Source organism: Nocardioides halotolerans DSM 19273, assembly GCF_000422805.1.
Classification (GTDB): domain Bacteria; phylum Actinomycetota; class Actinomycetes; order Propionibacteriales; family Nocardioidaceae; genus Nocardioides; species Nocardioides halotolerans.
This window is the reverse complement of the sequence record NZ_AUGT01000012.1, coordinates 285,413-298,649: the sequence shown is the minus strand read 5'-3', so window position 1 is coordinate 298,649 and position 13,237 is coordinate 285,413. Positions and strand designations below refer to the sequence as shown.

The following is a 13,237-nucleotide window of genomic DNA, read 5'->3' as shown; positions in this document are numbered from 1 at the left end:
CCGTCACACTCGTGCAACTCGGAGTTGCACGCGCATTACCATCCGTCCATGGTCACGCGCGTCCCCAAGACCGACGGTCGTCGTTCGGCCGCGGCGGCCCGACGCCGGGTCCGAGAGAAGGAGATCATCGCCGCGACCCGGGCGCTCTTCGACGAGAAGGGCGTCCGTGAGGCGCAGATCGAGGACATCGCCCACGCGGTCGGCATCAACCGCGCGATCGTCTACCGGCACTTCTCCGGCAAGGAGGAGCTGTTCGCGCTCACGCTGGTGAGCTACCTCGACGAGCTCCACGGCGCCCTCGAGCTCGCGGACGACCCCGACACCCCGGCACCCCGTCGGCTGGAGCTCCTGGTGGCCGCCTTCGTCGACTACGGCCTGGCGCACCCGGCGTTCATCGACTGCGCGCAGGCGCTGATGCGCCGCCGCGGCGACGAGCTGCTCGAGGAGATCTCGGAGGGCGCGCTCTTCCGGCTCGGCCGCGGCATCTCCGGCTGCCTCTCGATCCTGGTCGCCACCCTGCAGGCCGGCATCGACGCTGGCGACTTCCGCGTCGAGGACCCCAACCTGCTCGCCAACACCCTCTACGCCAGCGGCCTCGGCGCCCTCCAGCTCGCCCGGGTCGGCATCCTCGTCACCGAGTCGGCGCCCGGCATCCCGACCGTCGGCGAGATCTCCCCCGACCAGGTCCGGCAGTACCTCGTCGCCTCGGCCCTGGCCCTCGCCACCCGCTGAGGAGACCGCAAGCGCGGACAGGCCGGGTGTCGGTGGTCGCCCCTAGCGTGAGGGCGTGGCGAACGACGCAGCGGTGGAGCGGATGCGGGCCCTTCTCGAGGCGGCGGCGGCCGAGTTGGAGGCGCGCCGCGAAGACGTCCTGAGCAGCACGCTCGTGTGGCCGGGCGACGGTCTCGACGCGGCCGACTGCGCGGCGTTCCTGCTCGCCGTCGACGAGCGACGCGCCGTCCTCGACGCCGCCGGCTACGTCACCGTGCCCCGGTCCGGCCGCTACCCGCTGCTCCGCAAGTCGGGCATCGGGGTCGAGGTCGACCTGGCGCGCGTCGCCCAGGTCTCGCAGCTGGCTGCCGGCTGACCAGTCCCCTTCAGGTCAGGCCCGCTCGAGGATCGCCGTCACGCCCTGACCGCCCGCGGCGCAGATCGAGATCACGCCGCGGCCGGTCCCGCCCTCGGACGCCGCGAGCAGCTTCGCGAGCACCGGGACGATCCGGCCGCCGGTGGCGGCGAACGGGTGGCCGGCGGCGAGCGAGGAGCCGTTGACGTTGAGCTTCGACCGGTCGATCGAGCCCAGCGGCGCGTCGAGGCCGAGGCGCTCCTTGCAGAACACCGGATCCTCCCACGCCTTGAGCGTCGACAGCACCTGCGAGGCGAACGCCTCGTGGATCTCGTAGAAGTCGAAGTCCTGGAGCGAGAGGCCCTCGCGGTCGAGCATCCGGGCCATGGCGTACGCCGGGGCCATCAGCAGGCCCTCGCCGCCGTGCACGTAGTCGACCGCCGCGGTCTCGTAGGCCGTCAGGTAGGCCAGCGGCTCGAGGTCGTGCGCGGCCGCCCACTCCTCCGAGGCCAGCAGCACCGTCGAGGCGCCGTCGGTGAGCGGGGTCGAGTTGCCGGCGGTCATCGTGGCCGACTCGCCCTTGCCGAAGACCGGCTTGAGCTTCGCGAGCTTCTCGGCGGTCGAGTCGGAGCGCAGGTTGTTGTCGCGCTCGAGGCCGCGGAACGGCGTGATCAGGTCGTCGAGGAACCCCGCGTCGTACGCCGCGGCGAGGTGCTGGTGCGAGGCGGCGGCGAGCTCGTCCTGCTCCTCGCGGCCGACCTGCCACTCCAGCGCGGTGAGCGCCGCGTGCTCGCCCATCGAGAGCCCGGTGCGCGGCTCGCCGTTCTGCGGGATCGAGAGGCCGATGTCGCCGGGGCGGATCGCCGCCAGCGCGGCCAGGCGCCCGCGGGTGTCCTTGGCGGCGTTGACCTTGAGCAGCTTCTTGCGCAGCTTCTCGCTGATCGCCACCGGTGCGTCGGACGTCGTGTCGGCACCACCGGCGACGCCGGCCTCGATCTGGCCGAGCGCGATCTTGTTCGCGACCTGGATCGCCGCCTGGAGCCCGGTGCCGCAGGCCTGCTGGATGTCGGTCGCGGGCGTCTCGGGCGACAGCCTCGACCCGAGCACCGCCTCGCGGGCGAGGTTGAAGTCGCGGGAGTGCTTGAGCACCGCGCCGGCGACCACCTCGCCGAGCCGTTCGCCCTCGAGCCCGAAGCGGGCGACCAGACCGTCGAGCGCGGCGGTCAGCATGTCCTGGTTGGACGCGCTCGCGTAGGCGGAGTTGGAGCGGGCGAACGGGATCCGGTTGCCACCCAGGACGGCGACGCGACGGATGGACCCACCACTGAGCGAAGTCATGCTTGAAGTTTCCCGCGAGTAACATCGAAAGCCAAGACAGTGAGGCGGGTGTCACGAAATGTGGACACCCAGTTACACAGAGAGTTGCATTCAGACATGAGCGACCGCTACCAGGGCTTCACGTCCTCCCCCGTCGGCAAGCTGCTGGTGAAGAACCTCGGCCTCCCCGACCCCACCAGGCTGGAGCGCTACACCGCCGGCGCGCCGCTGGTCGACGGCACCGTCGTCGTGGGCGGCGCGGGTCGGCTGGCCGAGTCGCTGTCCGGCGTGCTCGACGTGCTGGGCATCGCGTCCACCACGCAGTTCGACGCCGAGCAGCAGTACAAGGGCCTCGTCCTCGACGCCACCGGCATCAAGGACTCCACCCAGCTGCACGCGCTGCGCGACTTCTTCTCCCCCAAGCTCCGCAGCCTCGCCACCTGCCCGCGCGTGGTCGTCCTCGGCACGCCACCCGAGCAGGTCTCCGGCGCCGAGCGGGTCGCCCAGCGCGCGCTCGAGGGCTTCACCCGCAGCCTCGGCAAGGAGATCGGGCGCGGCGGCACGGTCCAGCTCGTGTACGTCGCCGAGGGCGCCGAGGGTGCCACGACGTCGACGCTGGCCTTCCTCCTCTCGCCCAAGTCGGCCTACGTCTCGGGCCAGGTGATCCGTATCGGCGCCCACGGCACCACGACCGCGGGCGAGGTGGCCGACTGGACGCTCCCGCTCGCCGGCCGGATCGCCCTCGTCACCGGCGCGAGCCGCGGCATCGGCGAGCAGATCGCCCGGGTGCTCCACCGCGACGGCGCGACGGTGGTCGGCGTCGACGTCCCCCAGCTCGCCGACGACCTGCAGACGCTCATGAAGGAGCTCGGCGGCGACTGGCTGGCCCTCGACATCACCGCCAAGGACGCCCCGCAGCGCATCGCGCACCACCTCGCGGAGAAGCACGGCGGCGTCGACGTCGTCGTCCACAACGCCGGCATCACGCGCGACAAGAAGCTGGCCAACATGGCCGAGGACAAGTGGGACTCGGTGATCGCGGTCAACCTCACCGCCCCGGAGCGCATCACCCGCGAGCTGCTCGACCAGAAGGTGATCAACGACAACGGCTCCGTCGTCGGCGTCGCGTCGATCGCCGGCATCGCGGGCAACGTCGGCCAGACCAACTACGCCGCGTCCAAGGCGGGCGTGATCGGCCTGGTCGACTCGCTCGCCGACGAGCTCACCGACGGCATCACGATCAACGCCGTCGCGCCGGGCTTCATCATCACCCAGATGACGGCGGCCGTGCCGTTCGCAACCCGCGAGGTCGGCCAGCGGCTCAACGCCATGGCCCAGGGCGGGTTGCCCGTCGACGTCGCCGAGACCATCGCGTGGTACGCCTCGCCCGGGTCGTCCGCGGTCAACGGCAACGTGGTCCGGGTCTGCGGCCAGATGATGCTGGGTGCATGAACCACCCCACGACGTTCTTCTCCCCCGCACGCTCCTCCGAACAACGTCGCGGGGACCCCGGAAAGGAATCGACCACGTGAACGCCGCCCTCACCCTGGCCCGCGCCGCGCTGCCCTCGATCCCGGTGGTCAACCAGCTGCCCGGGATCCGCAAGACCGGCGGGGAGTTCTCCGGCCTCAGCCGCACCGGCACCGCGACCACCATCGAGCGCGGTCACGTCGACGCGTTCGCGCACGTGTGCGGCTTCCCGACCAAGGACACGGTGCCGCTGCCCTACCCGCACCTGCTGGCGTTCCCGCTGCAGATGTCGATCATGAGCGACCCGGGCTTCCCGGCGCCGGCGATCGGCACCGTCCACCTCGAGAACTCCATCACCGCCCACCGCGCGATCGCGATCGGCGAGTCGGTCAACGTCACGGTCAACGTCGGGCCGAGCCGACCGCACCCCAAGGGCCGCATCTACGACTTCCAGACGCTCGTCAGGGCAGACGGCGAGACCGTGTGGGAGGAGACGTCGTCGTACCTGCGCCGTGGCAAGGGCGACGGGTCGGCGTCGTCGGGCAGCGTGTTCCCCGACGCGGAGCCGAGCGGCATCGTCTGGAAGCTTCCCGGCAACCTCGGGCGGCGCTACGCCGCGGTGTCGGGCGACCACAACCCGATCCACCTCTACCCGATCACGGCGAAGGCGCTCGGCTTCCCCCGGCAGATCGCGCACGGCATGTGGACCCTGGCCCGGTGCGTCGCTGCGCTGGAGAACCGGCTGCCCGACGCGGTGCGCGTCGACGTGGCCTTCAAGCGGCCGGTGCTGCTGCCCGGCTCGGTGGCGTTCGGCTCCACGACGCTCGACGACGGCTTCGCGTTCTCGCTGACCAGCCCGAAGGACGGGTCACCCCACCTGGCCGGCCGCACCACCGCGTTGTAGCCCTCTAGTCCGTTGCCCGGTCATGCTGGGCGGCCACCGATGGCGCCCCGCTCAGCCGCACCAGCGCCCAGCTCACCATGACGATGAACCCGACGCACGCAGCCAGGCAGGCGAGGGCCAGCCCGGCACCTGCCACGAGGGCACCGAACCCGACGAGGGCCACGGGCATGAGCACGTCGTCGCCGAGCGACATCACCGCGCCGAGCCGGCCCAGGTACGCCGGGTCGACCAGCTGCTGGAACGCGCCGGAGAGCTGGGTCGAGGCCAGCCCGGCCGTGATGCCGATGACTGCGCACGCACCGAGGAGCACGGGCCGGCCCGCGACCCCGATCACGCCGATCGCCAGGGCCTGACCGAGCAGCATCACCAGACCCGTCCGCGCCGGCTGGGTCGAGCGGAAGCGGATCGCGAAGAGCGCGCCGACGGCGGCGCCGACACCCACGAGGGCGTCCGCCACGCCGACGGTGGCGGAACCCCAGCCCGACCGGTGGACGTGGATCGTGACCCCGACCGCGAGCGCCGGGCTCACGAACAGGTTGAGGCCCGACAGCGACACCACGAAGGCCCGGACGGGCGGCGCCTCGCGGAGATAGGTCGCCACGGCCGCGAGGTCGCGGCGGAAGGACCCCGTCGAGCTCAGCTCGCGTGGGTAGCGCGGCCGGAGCCACCGACCCACGAAGACGGCGACCACGCAGAAGGTGACCGCGTCGACGGCCATGACCAGCTCGAGGCCGCCCACCGCCACCAGCACCCCGCCGAGCGGTGCGCCGCCGAAGCGGGCGAGCCGGCCGGCCACCTGCATCAGCCCGGCGCCGTTGGGCAGGTCGTCGCTGCGCAGCAGCACCCGCGGCAGGGTGGACGCCGCGGGGTTGTGGAGCGCGTCCAGGACGCCGAACAGGATCGCGATGCCGAGCAGCAGCCCGACGCTGATGCCGAGGGTCGTGGCCAGCACGGCACCGAGCGAGAGGACGACGATCCGGCCGGCGTTCGCCAGCATGACCACCCGCCGGGCGTCGTGGCGGTCGGCCAGCGTGCCGCCGTAGAGCGAGGTCAGGGCCCGCGGTATGGTCCCGGCGCCCAGCACCAGGCCGGCGGTCGCGGGGTCGGCGACGGTCGCCGCGGTCCACGCGAACGCCACGAACCAGGCCGAGTCCCCCGCCAGCGAGAGGCCGGACACGACCGCCCAGGCCTGGAAGAGCCGGTCCCTGCCGAACGGCGGCGCCTCGGCCGCGGCGGTGGGCGTCGAGGCGCTCACGGCGCGCTCGGGACGCCGTGGGCGAACACGAAGCATGTCTCCCGGCCGGGGCCCGGCTCGTGGTGCGAGGCGCGGAACTCGACGACCAGCGCGTTGATGGCCTCGCCGAGATCGTGGAGCTCCTCGGGCGTGGCGTGCACCCACGTCTCGGTGGAGAACGCCGCCTGCGTCCAGGCCTCGTCGTAGCGCTCGGAGCCGTCGCGGGCCGCCATCCACTCGCGGACCCGGCGCAGGTGGAGCTCGGCGTTCTCGTGCTCGGCGGCGACCGCGACGGCCTCGCCGACCGGGTCGCCGCGGACGTCGGCGAGCGACCAGCTCAGCGAGAGGGGGACGTGCCGCCACCAGCGCTCGCGGCGGTCCTTGGCCAGCTCCGGCGCCTCCTCGACGAGGCCGGCCCGGGCCAGCATCTTGAGGTGGTGGCTGACGTTGCCCACCAGCTCGCCGGTGCGCTCGGCCAGGTGGCTCGCGGTCGCGGGCCCGTCGACACCGAGCACCTCGAGCAGCCGGCGGCGTACCGGGTGGTGGCTCGCGGCGACCTGCTCGACGCTGGCGCGGACCCTGCGGCTCTCGTCCATGCGGCCGACCGTAGATGCACAAGACTCATTGTGCAATGGTTGTTGTGGGACTGCGCCGGGGCGCGTCCTGACATCGGGGCGGCCTCACGAACGTCAGCCTGCGGCGCGGCCGAACTGCAGCTTCTTGACCCGACCGGTCGCCCCCGCCGGGGCCACGGCCCCGCGCTTGGTGAAGATGGCGGTGACCGGGCTCCAGACGCCGAGGTCGGTGAGGCCGTTGCCGTCCCAGTCACCTGTGACCGGCACGTCGCCCGGGGCGCCGAACTGGATCGCGATCGTGAACGGCGTGCCCATCGGGTCCTTCGCGAGCAGCGTGAACGTCGCGGTGGCCTGGTCGTAGACACCGAGGTCGGTGACGCCGTTGCCGTCCCAGTCGCCGGTGACCGGCAGGTCGTTGGCGTCACCGAGGGCGACCTTCTGCTTCGACCCGTCGGACATGCGGAGGATGAACTTGGCGGAGCTCGACCGGCGCACGCCGATCTCCCAGGCGCCGGTGCCGTCCCAGTTGCCGGCGATCGGCAGGTCGCCCGGCTTGCCGAACCGGACCATGGTCTTCTTGCGCTTGACCTGCAGGACGAACTGGCGCGTCGAGGGCTGGCGGACGCCGGGGTTGACCCGGCCGTCGCCGTCCCAGTCGCCCAGCACCGGCTGGTCCGACCCGACGCCGAGCTTGATCACGCGCTCCTTGACGCCACTGCGGGTGATGTGGAACGCCGCGGGCCGCGACTTGCGGTAGACCATCACCTCGGCCGACCGGCCGCCGTACATGTCGCCGGCCAGGGGGATGTCGGTGACCGCGACCGTGCCGCAGTTCTGCGAGGCCTGCGACGAGTTCATGGGGAACCGCGAGCCGTGGAACCACGCGTCGACGACCGCGCCGCCGACGCGCTCCTCGAAGTGCAGGTGCGGGCCGCTGGCGTTGCCGGTGCGGCCGACGGTGCCGAGCTGGGTGCCGGTCTGCACGACCTGGCCGAGGCTGACGAGCACCGAGTCGAGGTGGCCGTAGAGCGAGCTCTCGCCGTTGCCGTGGTCGACGACGACGTACTGCCCGTAGCTCGGCTTGTTCGGGCCGACCACCACGGTGACGACCGTGCCCGCCGCGGCCGAGACGACCGGCTTGCCGAGGTCACCGCCGGGGTAGTTGAAGTCGACGGCCCGGACGCTCGGGCTGTGCCCCGAGCGGGTCGAGCCCGACCACGTCTCGCTGCACGGGAACGGCATCTCGTAGGGCGTGGCCGGCGGGGCGGTCGGGCGCAGGTCGGCCAGGTTCAGCCCCACGTCGCCCGGCAGCGACTTGCCGCCGTTGGTCGCGGAGGGGTCGTGGTGGCCGTTCGCGTCGTGGGCGTCGTCGTCACCCGCGTTGTCCGGCTTCCCCGGCTTGCCGGGCTTGGCGGGCTTGCCCTTGCCCGGCTTGCCGGGCTTCGAGGGCTGGTGGGTGAAGTGCGACTGCGTGTCGGCGTACGCCGAGGGGCCGAGCACGGCGGCAGCGACCAGCGCGGCCGCCCCGACCGCGGCCACGGAGGCGTGACGGAGGGTCGGTCGGCGCCGGATGGGGGCTCGGTGCTGCGGCCGGTACATGTCCCCCACTCAACATTCGTCACATCCGCCCCGTGCGTGGAATCGGGCAGAAATGACCGAACGGAGGAGGTGTCCGGTCTTGACCGCTGTGACGGATGTGCTTCGCGTGACTGGAGTGACACGTGGCGGGGTAGTCCGTGACGTACGGGCCCCTGATCGGCGGCATCAGGGGCCCTCCGGTCACGGACTACCCCGGACGACGGGAGCGGATCACGCCCTCCTGCGCCGCGGTCGCGACCAGCGTGCCGTCGGCGGTGTAGACGTGACCGAAGGCCAGGCCGCGGCCGCCGTGGGCGCTGGGCGACCACTGGTCGTAGAGCCACCACTCGTCGGCCCGGAAGGGCCGGTGGAACCACAGCGTGTGGTCGAGCGAGGCCATCAGCGCCTTGGCCGGGTCGACGTCGTGCACGGCGAGCGCGGCACCGAGGAGGCTGATGTCGCTGGCGTAGGTGAACGCCGCGAGGTGGGCCATCGGGTCCTCGGGCAGGCCGTCCCTGAACCGCACCCACATCTGGGCGCGCGAGGGGTGCCGCGGGTCGGGAGCGAGCCCGTGCTTGGAGTTGCCGAGGAAGCGCACCTCGATCGAGGCCCACTCCTTGCCGAGCTCGTCGGCGTCGGCGTTGCCGCGACCGCGCATCAGGTCGACGAGGTCGAGGCCCTCGTCAGGGCCGGGGACCTCGGGCATGACGTCCTGGTGGTCGAAGCCCTCCTCGGGCCGCTGGAAGTTGATGGTCTGGTGGTAGATCGGCCGCCCGTGCTGGCTCGCGGTCACCCGCCGGGTGAGGAACGACCGGCCGTCGCGGATCCGCTGCACGTCGAAGATGATCGGGATCGCGTAGTCGCCCGGCAGCAGGAAGTAGGAGTGGAAGGAGTGCGGAACGAACTCCGGCTCCACGCTGCGTACGCCGGCCACCAGCGCCTGCGCCGCCACCTGACCGCCGTAGACCCGGGCGCGAGCCGACGGCGGCTGGGCGCCGCGGTAGAGGTCGTCGTCGAGCTTCTCCAGGTCGAGGAGGTGCAGCAGGTCGGCGACGGGCGACGGATCGCTCATGCGTCGCGCTCGGAGTCGCCGGGGTAGCCGTCGGTGTCCTTGTCGTCCTGGGCGTCGAGACCGGCGAGGAACTGCTCGAACTGCTGGCCGATCTCCTCGCCGGTCGGCAACGGCTCGTCGGAGGCCAACAGGCTCTCACCGGCGCCCTCGGCGCGCGCGAACGCGTCGTACTGCTGCTCCAGCGCCTGGACCACGTCGCCGACCTCGTCGTTGGACGCGAGGTAGCGTTCGATCTCGGTCTCGCGCTCGCGGGCGAGCTCGTGCAGCTCGCTCAGGTCGATCGTGAGCCGGCCGGCGAGCTCGACCTGCTCGAGCAGGATCGCGGCGGCCTTCGGGTAGTCGAGCTGGGCGAGGTAGTGCGGGATGTGCGCCACGAAGCCGAGCATGTCGTGGCCCCACTCCCCCAGCCGCACCTCCAGCAGCGCCTGCGCGCTGCTCGGGATCCGCAGCTCGCCGCGCCAGGGGCTGGCACCCGGGACGAGCTCGGGACGGTTGGCGTGGGGCGTGATCGCGATCGGGCGCGTGTGCGGCACCGCCATCGGGACCGAGCCCATCGCGATGACGCGCGTGACGCCGAGCCGCTCGAGCACCTCGCGCACCGCCCGGGCGAACGCCTCCCAGCGGTTGTCCGGCTCGGGGCCGTGGAGGAGGAGGTACGGCGTGCCGCCGCTGTCGTGCAGGAGGCGGACGACGAGCCGCGGCGCGTCGTAGCCCTGGTAGTGGTCGCGCACGAACGACATCGCCGGGCGCCGGGCGCGGTAGTCGTGGAACTGGTCGACGTCGAACGTCGCCACGACCGGCCCGGGCGTGGTGGCGCCGGTGCCGAGGTCGGCGAGGTGCCGGGCGGCGTGCGCGGCCGCGTTGCCTGCGTCGAGGAACCCGTCAAGGACGAGCACCATCGTCAGGTCGGTCACCCCCTCGAGCTCGGGGACCTCGTCGACGATGTGCACGAGACGTTCGGTGGGCACCCGTCCAGTTTCGCAGACGCCCGGGCGCGACCTCCGAGGTGTGCACCCGGGCTGGGGGCAGGCTAGGCCTGTTGGCAGGCGGCGAGCGCCGCCTGGGCCGCCGCCAGCTGCTGGTGGGCGGTGGCGGCGCCCTGGTCGGCGACGGCCTTCGCGGCCTTCGCGGCCTTCGCTGCCTTCTTGGCCTTCTTCAGCTTCGCCTTCGCCTTCGCGATCTTGCCCTGGGCGCCGCTGCGCACGGCCTTCTTCAGCCGCTGCTTGGCCTTCGTCACCTTCTTGGTGGCCTTCGCGACGGCGTCGCCGGCCGCGGCCGCTGCCTGGTCGGCGGAGGCGGCGGCCGTCGCGGCGCTGCTGACGGCGGCCTGCTGGGTCGCGCACGCGGTCGCGTCGGTCAGCTCGAGCGTCGCGGCCGTCACCGCGCCCGTGTCGCCGGCGCAGCCGTCGGTCACTCGCAGGGTCCAGGTGCCGTTGGGGTTGGCCAGCGCGGCGAAGGCGGCGTTCATCGAGCTGACGGCGCCGGTGGCTCCGGCGCCGCCCGACTGGCTGGTCCGATAGCTGCCGGGAGCGACGTTGGTGTTCAGATCGACCGCTGCCGCCGCCGTCCACCAGTTGCCGGCGGCGTCGTCGGCGAAGGTGTAGGGGCCGGACACGTTGCTGTTGTCGCCGAATCCGGTGGCGGTCGTCGCGCCCGTCCTGGCGAAGACGACGTGGGTCGCACCGTTGGGTGCGATGAGCGAGACGGAGAGGTCGCCGAGGAAGGGGTGCGCGGGGTCGAACTGCAGACCCGTGATCCGCACGTCGGTCAAGGGGGCCGTCATCCCGGTCACGTTGAAGGTCACGTTGCGCGGCGCCCCGGGTGTGGGGCACGGCGAGGACCCGTCGGGGATCGCGCCGAAGCCCGTGCCCGCGAACTTGTGTGCGCCCGGCACGGCCTGGCTGGGCGGCGCGACGAGGGCGAGCGCCCCGGTCACGGCGAGGCCGAGAACCACGGTGGCGGAGAGAAGACGGATCGGAGCTCGGGTCATGGCGTCCCCCGGGGATGAGCTGGAGCAGAGGCCTTCAACCTAGCGACGGCGAGGCCCGTCGAGAATGGCCCGAATCGACTATGGCGGGTGCCCGGAGGCAGTCTCAGACGGTCCGCTCGGCGTCGAGGCGGGCTCGGGCGGCGTCCGGCTGGGTCACCGCCGTGACGTCCTCGACGATGCCGAGGGCGATCGCCTGCGGGGTCAGGCCGATCCGCTCGAGGATGCGGCCGCGCTTCGCGTGGCCGAGGAACTCCTGCGGGATCGCGTGCAGCCGGAACGGCGTGGTCACGCCCGCGGCGTTGAGCGTCTGCAGCAGCACCGCCCCGCAGCCGCCCGTCTCTCCGTTGTCCTCGATGGACACCACGAGCCGGTGCTCGCGGGCGAGCTCGACCAGCGCCGGGTCGACCGGCTTGACCCACCGCGGGTCGACGACCGTGACGCCGATCCCCTGCGCGACCAGCCGGTCGGCCACGTCGACCGCGGTCTCGGCCATGGCGCCCACGGCGACCACGATCACGTCCTTGACGCCGTTGCGGACCAGCACGTCGACCCTGCCGACCCGGTCGACCGCCGGGATGTCCTCGGGCGGCTGGCCCTTGGGGAAGCGCAGCACCGTGGGTGCGTCCTCGACGTCGACCGCCTCGTTGAGCAGCTCGCGGACCCGGGTGGCGTCACGGGGCGCGGCCAGACGCAGGCCGGGGACGACCTGGAGGATGGACATGTCCCACATGCCGTTGTGGCTGGCACCGTCGTCGCCGGTGACCCCGGCCCGGTCGAGGACGAAGGTGACCCCGCAACGGTGCAGGGCGCAGTCCATCAGCACCTGGTCGAACGCACGGTTGAGGAACGTCGCGTAGATCGCGACGACCGGGTGCAGCCCGCCCATGGCGAGCCCGGCCGCCGAGGTCGCCGCGTGCTGCTCGGCGATGCCGACGTCGAAGGTCCGCTCGGGGAACCGGGCCTGGAACTGGTGCAGCCCGACCGGGTGCATCATCGCCGCGGTGATCGCGACGACGTCCTTGCGCCGCTGGCCGATCCGGACGATCTCGTCGGTGAAGGCGTTGGTCCAGATGGTGCCCTTGGGGTCCTGCTCCCCCGAGTCGGGGTCGAAGGGCCCGACCTGGTGGAACTGGTCGGCCTCGTGGCGTTCGGCGGCGTCGTAGCCGAAGCCCTTGCGCGTGATCGCGTGCACGATCACCGGCCCGTTGAACTTCTTCGCCTGCGCCAGGGCGTGCTCGGTCGCCGCGCGGTCGTGACCGTCGACCGGCCCGACGTACTTCAGGCCGAGGTCCTCGAAGAGCCCCTGGGGGGCGACGGCGTCCTTGACGCCCTTCTTCATCGCGTGCAGAGCGTCGTAGGCGGCCGGGCCGACACCGGGCACGGCGTTGAGGCGCCGCTTGATGACGTCGAGCACCTGCTCGTAGCGCGGGCTGGTGCGCAGCGTGGTGAGCGCGGTGGTGAGACCGCCCACGGTCGGGGTGTAGGAGCGGCCGTTGTCGTTGACGACGATCACCAGCCGCGATCGGTTGGCGACCGCGATGTTGTTGAGCGCCTCCCAGGCCATGCCGCCGGTGAGGGCACCGTCGCCGATGACGGCGACGACGTGGCGGTCCTCGCCCCGGATGGCGTAGGCCTTGGCCAGCCCGTCGGCGTAGCTCAGGGCGGTGGAGGCGTGGCTGTTCTCGACGACGTCGTGGGGGGACTCGGCCTGGCTCGGGTAGCCGCTCAGCCCGCCCTCGACCCGGAGCCGGTCGAACTCGCGGGCCCGTCCGGTCACCATCTTGTGGACGTAGGCCTGGTGGCCGGTGTCCCACACGACGCGGTCGCGCGGGGAGTCGAAGACGCGGTGGATGGCCATCGTCAGCTCGACGACGCCCAGGTTGGGCCCGAGGTGGCCGCCGACCGGCGCGCACGAGGCGATCAGCCGGTCGCGGATCTCGCTCGCGAGGGTCTCGAGCTCGTCGTCGGAGAGCCGGCGCAGGTCGCGCGGCCCCGAGATCGTGTCGAGCAGGCCCATGGTCAGCGAGTCTA

General features: G+C 72.4%; 12 protein-coding genes. 4 read left to right on the top strand and 8 right to left on the bottom strand.

Annotation, left to right across the window (positions count from 1 at the left end; all coding sequences use genetic code 11):
• The first annotated feature begins 48 nt into the window (after nucleotides 1-48).
• Nucleotides 49-732 (top strand): TetR/AcrR family transcriptional regulator, encoded by a 684-nt coding sequence (locus tag G514_RS0104330; protein WP_028650754.1) that lies wholly within the window; start codon nucleotides 49-51, stop codon nucleotides 730-732.
• Nucleotides 733-787: 55 nt separating this feature from the next.
• Nucleotides 788-1,087, top strand: a complete 300-nt coding sequence (locus G514_RS0104325; RefSeq protein WP_157544595.1) for a hypothetical protein — start codon at nucleotides 788-790, stop codon at nucleotides 1,085-1,087.
• Nucleotides 1,088-1,102: 15 nt separating this feature from the next.
• Here G514_RS0104325 and G514_RS0104320 read toward each other — a convergent pair whose 3' ends face one another.
• Nucleotides 1,103-2,404, bottom strand: coding sequence for an acetyl-CoA C-acetyltransferase (locus G514_RS0104320; RefSeq protein ID WP_028650752.1), 1,302 nt, complete (start codon nucleotides 2,402-2,404; stop codon nucleotides 1,103-1,105).
• A gap of 96 nt (nucleotides 2,405-2,500) precedes the next feature.
• Between G514_RS0104320 and G514_RS0104315 the strand changes: the two genes are divergently transcribed.
• Together G514_RS0104315 and G514_RS0104310 are read left to right on the top strand one after the other, a co-directional pair.
• On the top strand, nucleotides 2,501-3,835 hold the full coding sequence (locus G514_RS0104315; protein ID WP_028650751.1) for a 3-oxoacyl-ACP reductase: 1,335 nt from the start codon (nucleotides 2,501-2,503) through the stop codon (nucleotides 3,833-3,835).
• A 76-nt stretch (nucleotides 3,836-3,911) separates the two neighbouring features.
• Nucleotides 3,912-4,757 carry a MaoC family dehydratase gene (locus G514_RS0104310; protein WP_028650750.1) on the top strand — a complete coding sequence of 282 codons (846 nt, stop codon included), beginning with the start codon at nucleotides 3,912-3,914 and terminating at the stop codon, nucleotides 4,755-4,757.
• Between the two features lie 4 nt (nucleotides 4,758-4,761).
• Here the strand turns inward: G514_RS0104310 and G514_RS24845 are convergent, their stop codons facing one another.
• The 7 genes from G514_RS24845 to dxs all read right to left on the bottom strand — a co-directional run bounded on the left by G514_RS24845 (nucleotide 4,762) and on the right by dxs (nucleotide 13,223).
• On the bottom strand, nucleotides 4,762-6,012 hold the full coding sequence (locus G514_RS24845) for an MFS transporter (RefSeq protein ID WP_051246716.1): 1,251 nt from the start codon (nucleotides 6,010-6,012) through the stop codon (nucleotides 4,762-4,764).
• The gene (locus G514_RS0104300; protein ID WP_028650749.1) at nucleotides 6,009-6,587 is read right to left on the bottom strand and encodes an ArsR/SmtB family transcription factor; all 579 of its coding nucleotides are present in this window, start codon (nucleotides 6,585-6,587) and stop codon (nucleotides 6,009-6,011) included. The genes G514_RS24845 and G514_RS0104300 overlap by 4 nt, the downstream gene beginning before the upstream one ends.
• 93 nt (nucleotides 6,588-6,680) lie before the next feature.
• Nucleotides 6,681-8,105: a M23 family metallopeptidase gene (locus G514_RS28965; RefSeq protein WP_157544594.1), complete on the bottom strand. Its 1,425-nt coding sequence runs from the start codon at nucleotides 8,103-8,105 to the stop codon at nucleotides 6,681-6,683.
• Nucleotides 8,106-8,352: 247 nt separating this feature from the next.
• Nucleotides 8,353-9,216 carry an acyl-CoA thioesterase gene (locus G514_RS0104290; RefSeq protein WP_028650748.1) on the bottom strand — a complete coding sequence of 288 codons (864 nt, stop codon included), beginning with the start codon at nucleotides 9,214-9,216 and terminating at the stop codon, nucleotides 8,353-8,355.
• Complete coding sequence (locus G514_RS24835; protein ID WP_051246712.1) at nucleotides 9,213-10,184, bottom strand: PAC2 family protein; 972 nt, start codon at nucleotides 10,182-10,184, stop codon at nucleotides 9,213-9,215. Before G514_RS24835 ends, G514_RS0104290 begins: the two co-directional genes overlap by 4 nt.
• A gap of 62 nt (nucleotides 10,185-10,246) precedes the next feature.
• A complete protein-coding gene (locus G514_RS0104280) occupies nucleotides 10,247-11,206 on the bottom strand; it encodes a proprotein convertase P-domain-containing protein (protein WP_157544593.1) in 960 nt (319 codons plus the stop codon).
• Nucleotides 11,207-11,309: 103 nt separating this feature from the next.
• Nucleotides 11,310-13,223 carry a 1-deoxy-D-xylulose-5-phosphate synthase gene (dxs, locus tag G514_RS0104275; RefSeq protein ID WP_028650746.1) on the bottom strand — a complete coding sequence of 638 codons (1,914 nt, stop codon included), beginning with the start codon at nucleotides 13,221-13,223 and terminating at the stop codon, nucleotides 11,310-11,312.
• Nucleotides 13,224-13,237 lie beyond the last annotated feature (14 nt).

What these genes read in the sequence shown, in the direction of transcription:
- G514_RS0104330 (WP_028650754.1), top strand. Translation starts at nt 49, where the DNA reads ATGGTCACGCGCGTCCCCAAGACCGACGGTCGTCGTTCGGCCGCGGCG.
- G514_RS0104320 (WP_028650752.1), bottom strand. Translation starts at nt 2,404, where the DNA reads ATGACTTCGCTCAGTGGTGGGTCCATCCGTCGCGTCGCCGTCCTGGGT.
- G514_RS0104315 (WP_028650751.1), top strand. Translation starts at nt 2,501, where the DNA reads ATGAGCGACCGCTACCAGGGCTTCACGTCCTCCCCCGTCGGCAAGCTG.
- G514_RS0104300 (WP_028650749.1), bottom strand. Translation starts at nt 6,587, where the DNA reads ATGGACGAGAGCCGCAGGGTCCGCGCCAGCGTCGAGCAGGTCGCCGCG.
- G514_RS0104290 (WP_028650748.1), bottom strand. Translation starts at nt 9,216, where the DNA reads ATGAGCGATCCGTCGCCCGTCGCCGACCTGCTGCACCTCCTCGACCTG.
- G514_RS0104280 (WP_157544593.1), bottom strand. Translation starts at nt 11,206, where the DNA reads ATGACCCGAGCTCCGATCCGTCTTCTCTCCGCCACCGTGGTTCTCGGC.
- dxs (WP_028650746.1), bottom strand. Translation starts at nt 13,223, where the DNA reads ATGGGCCTGCTCGACACGATCTCGGGGCCGCGCGACCTGCGCCGGCTC.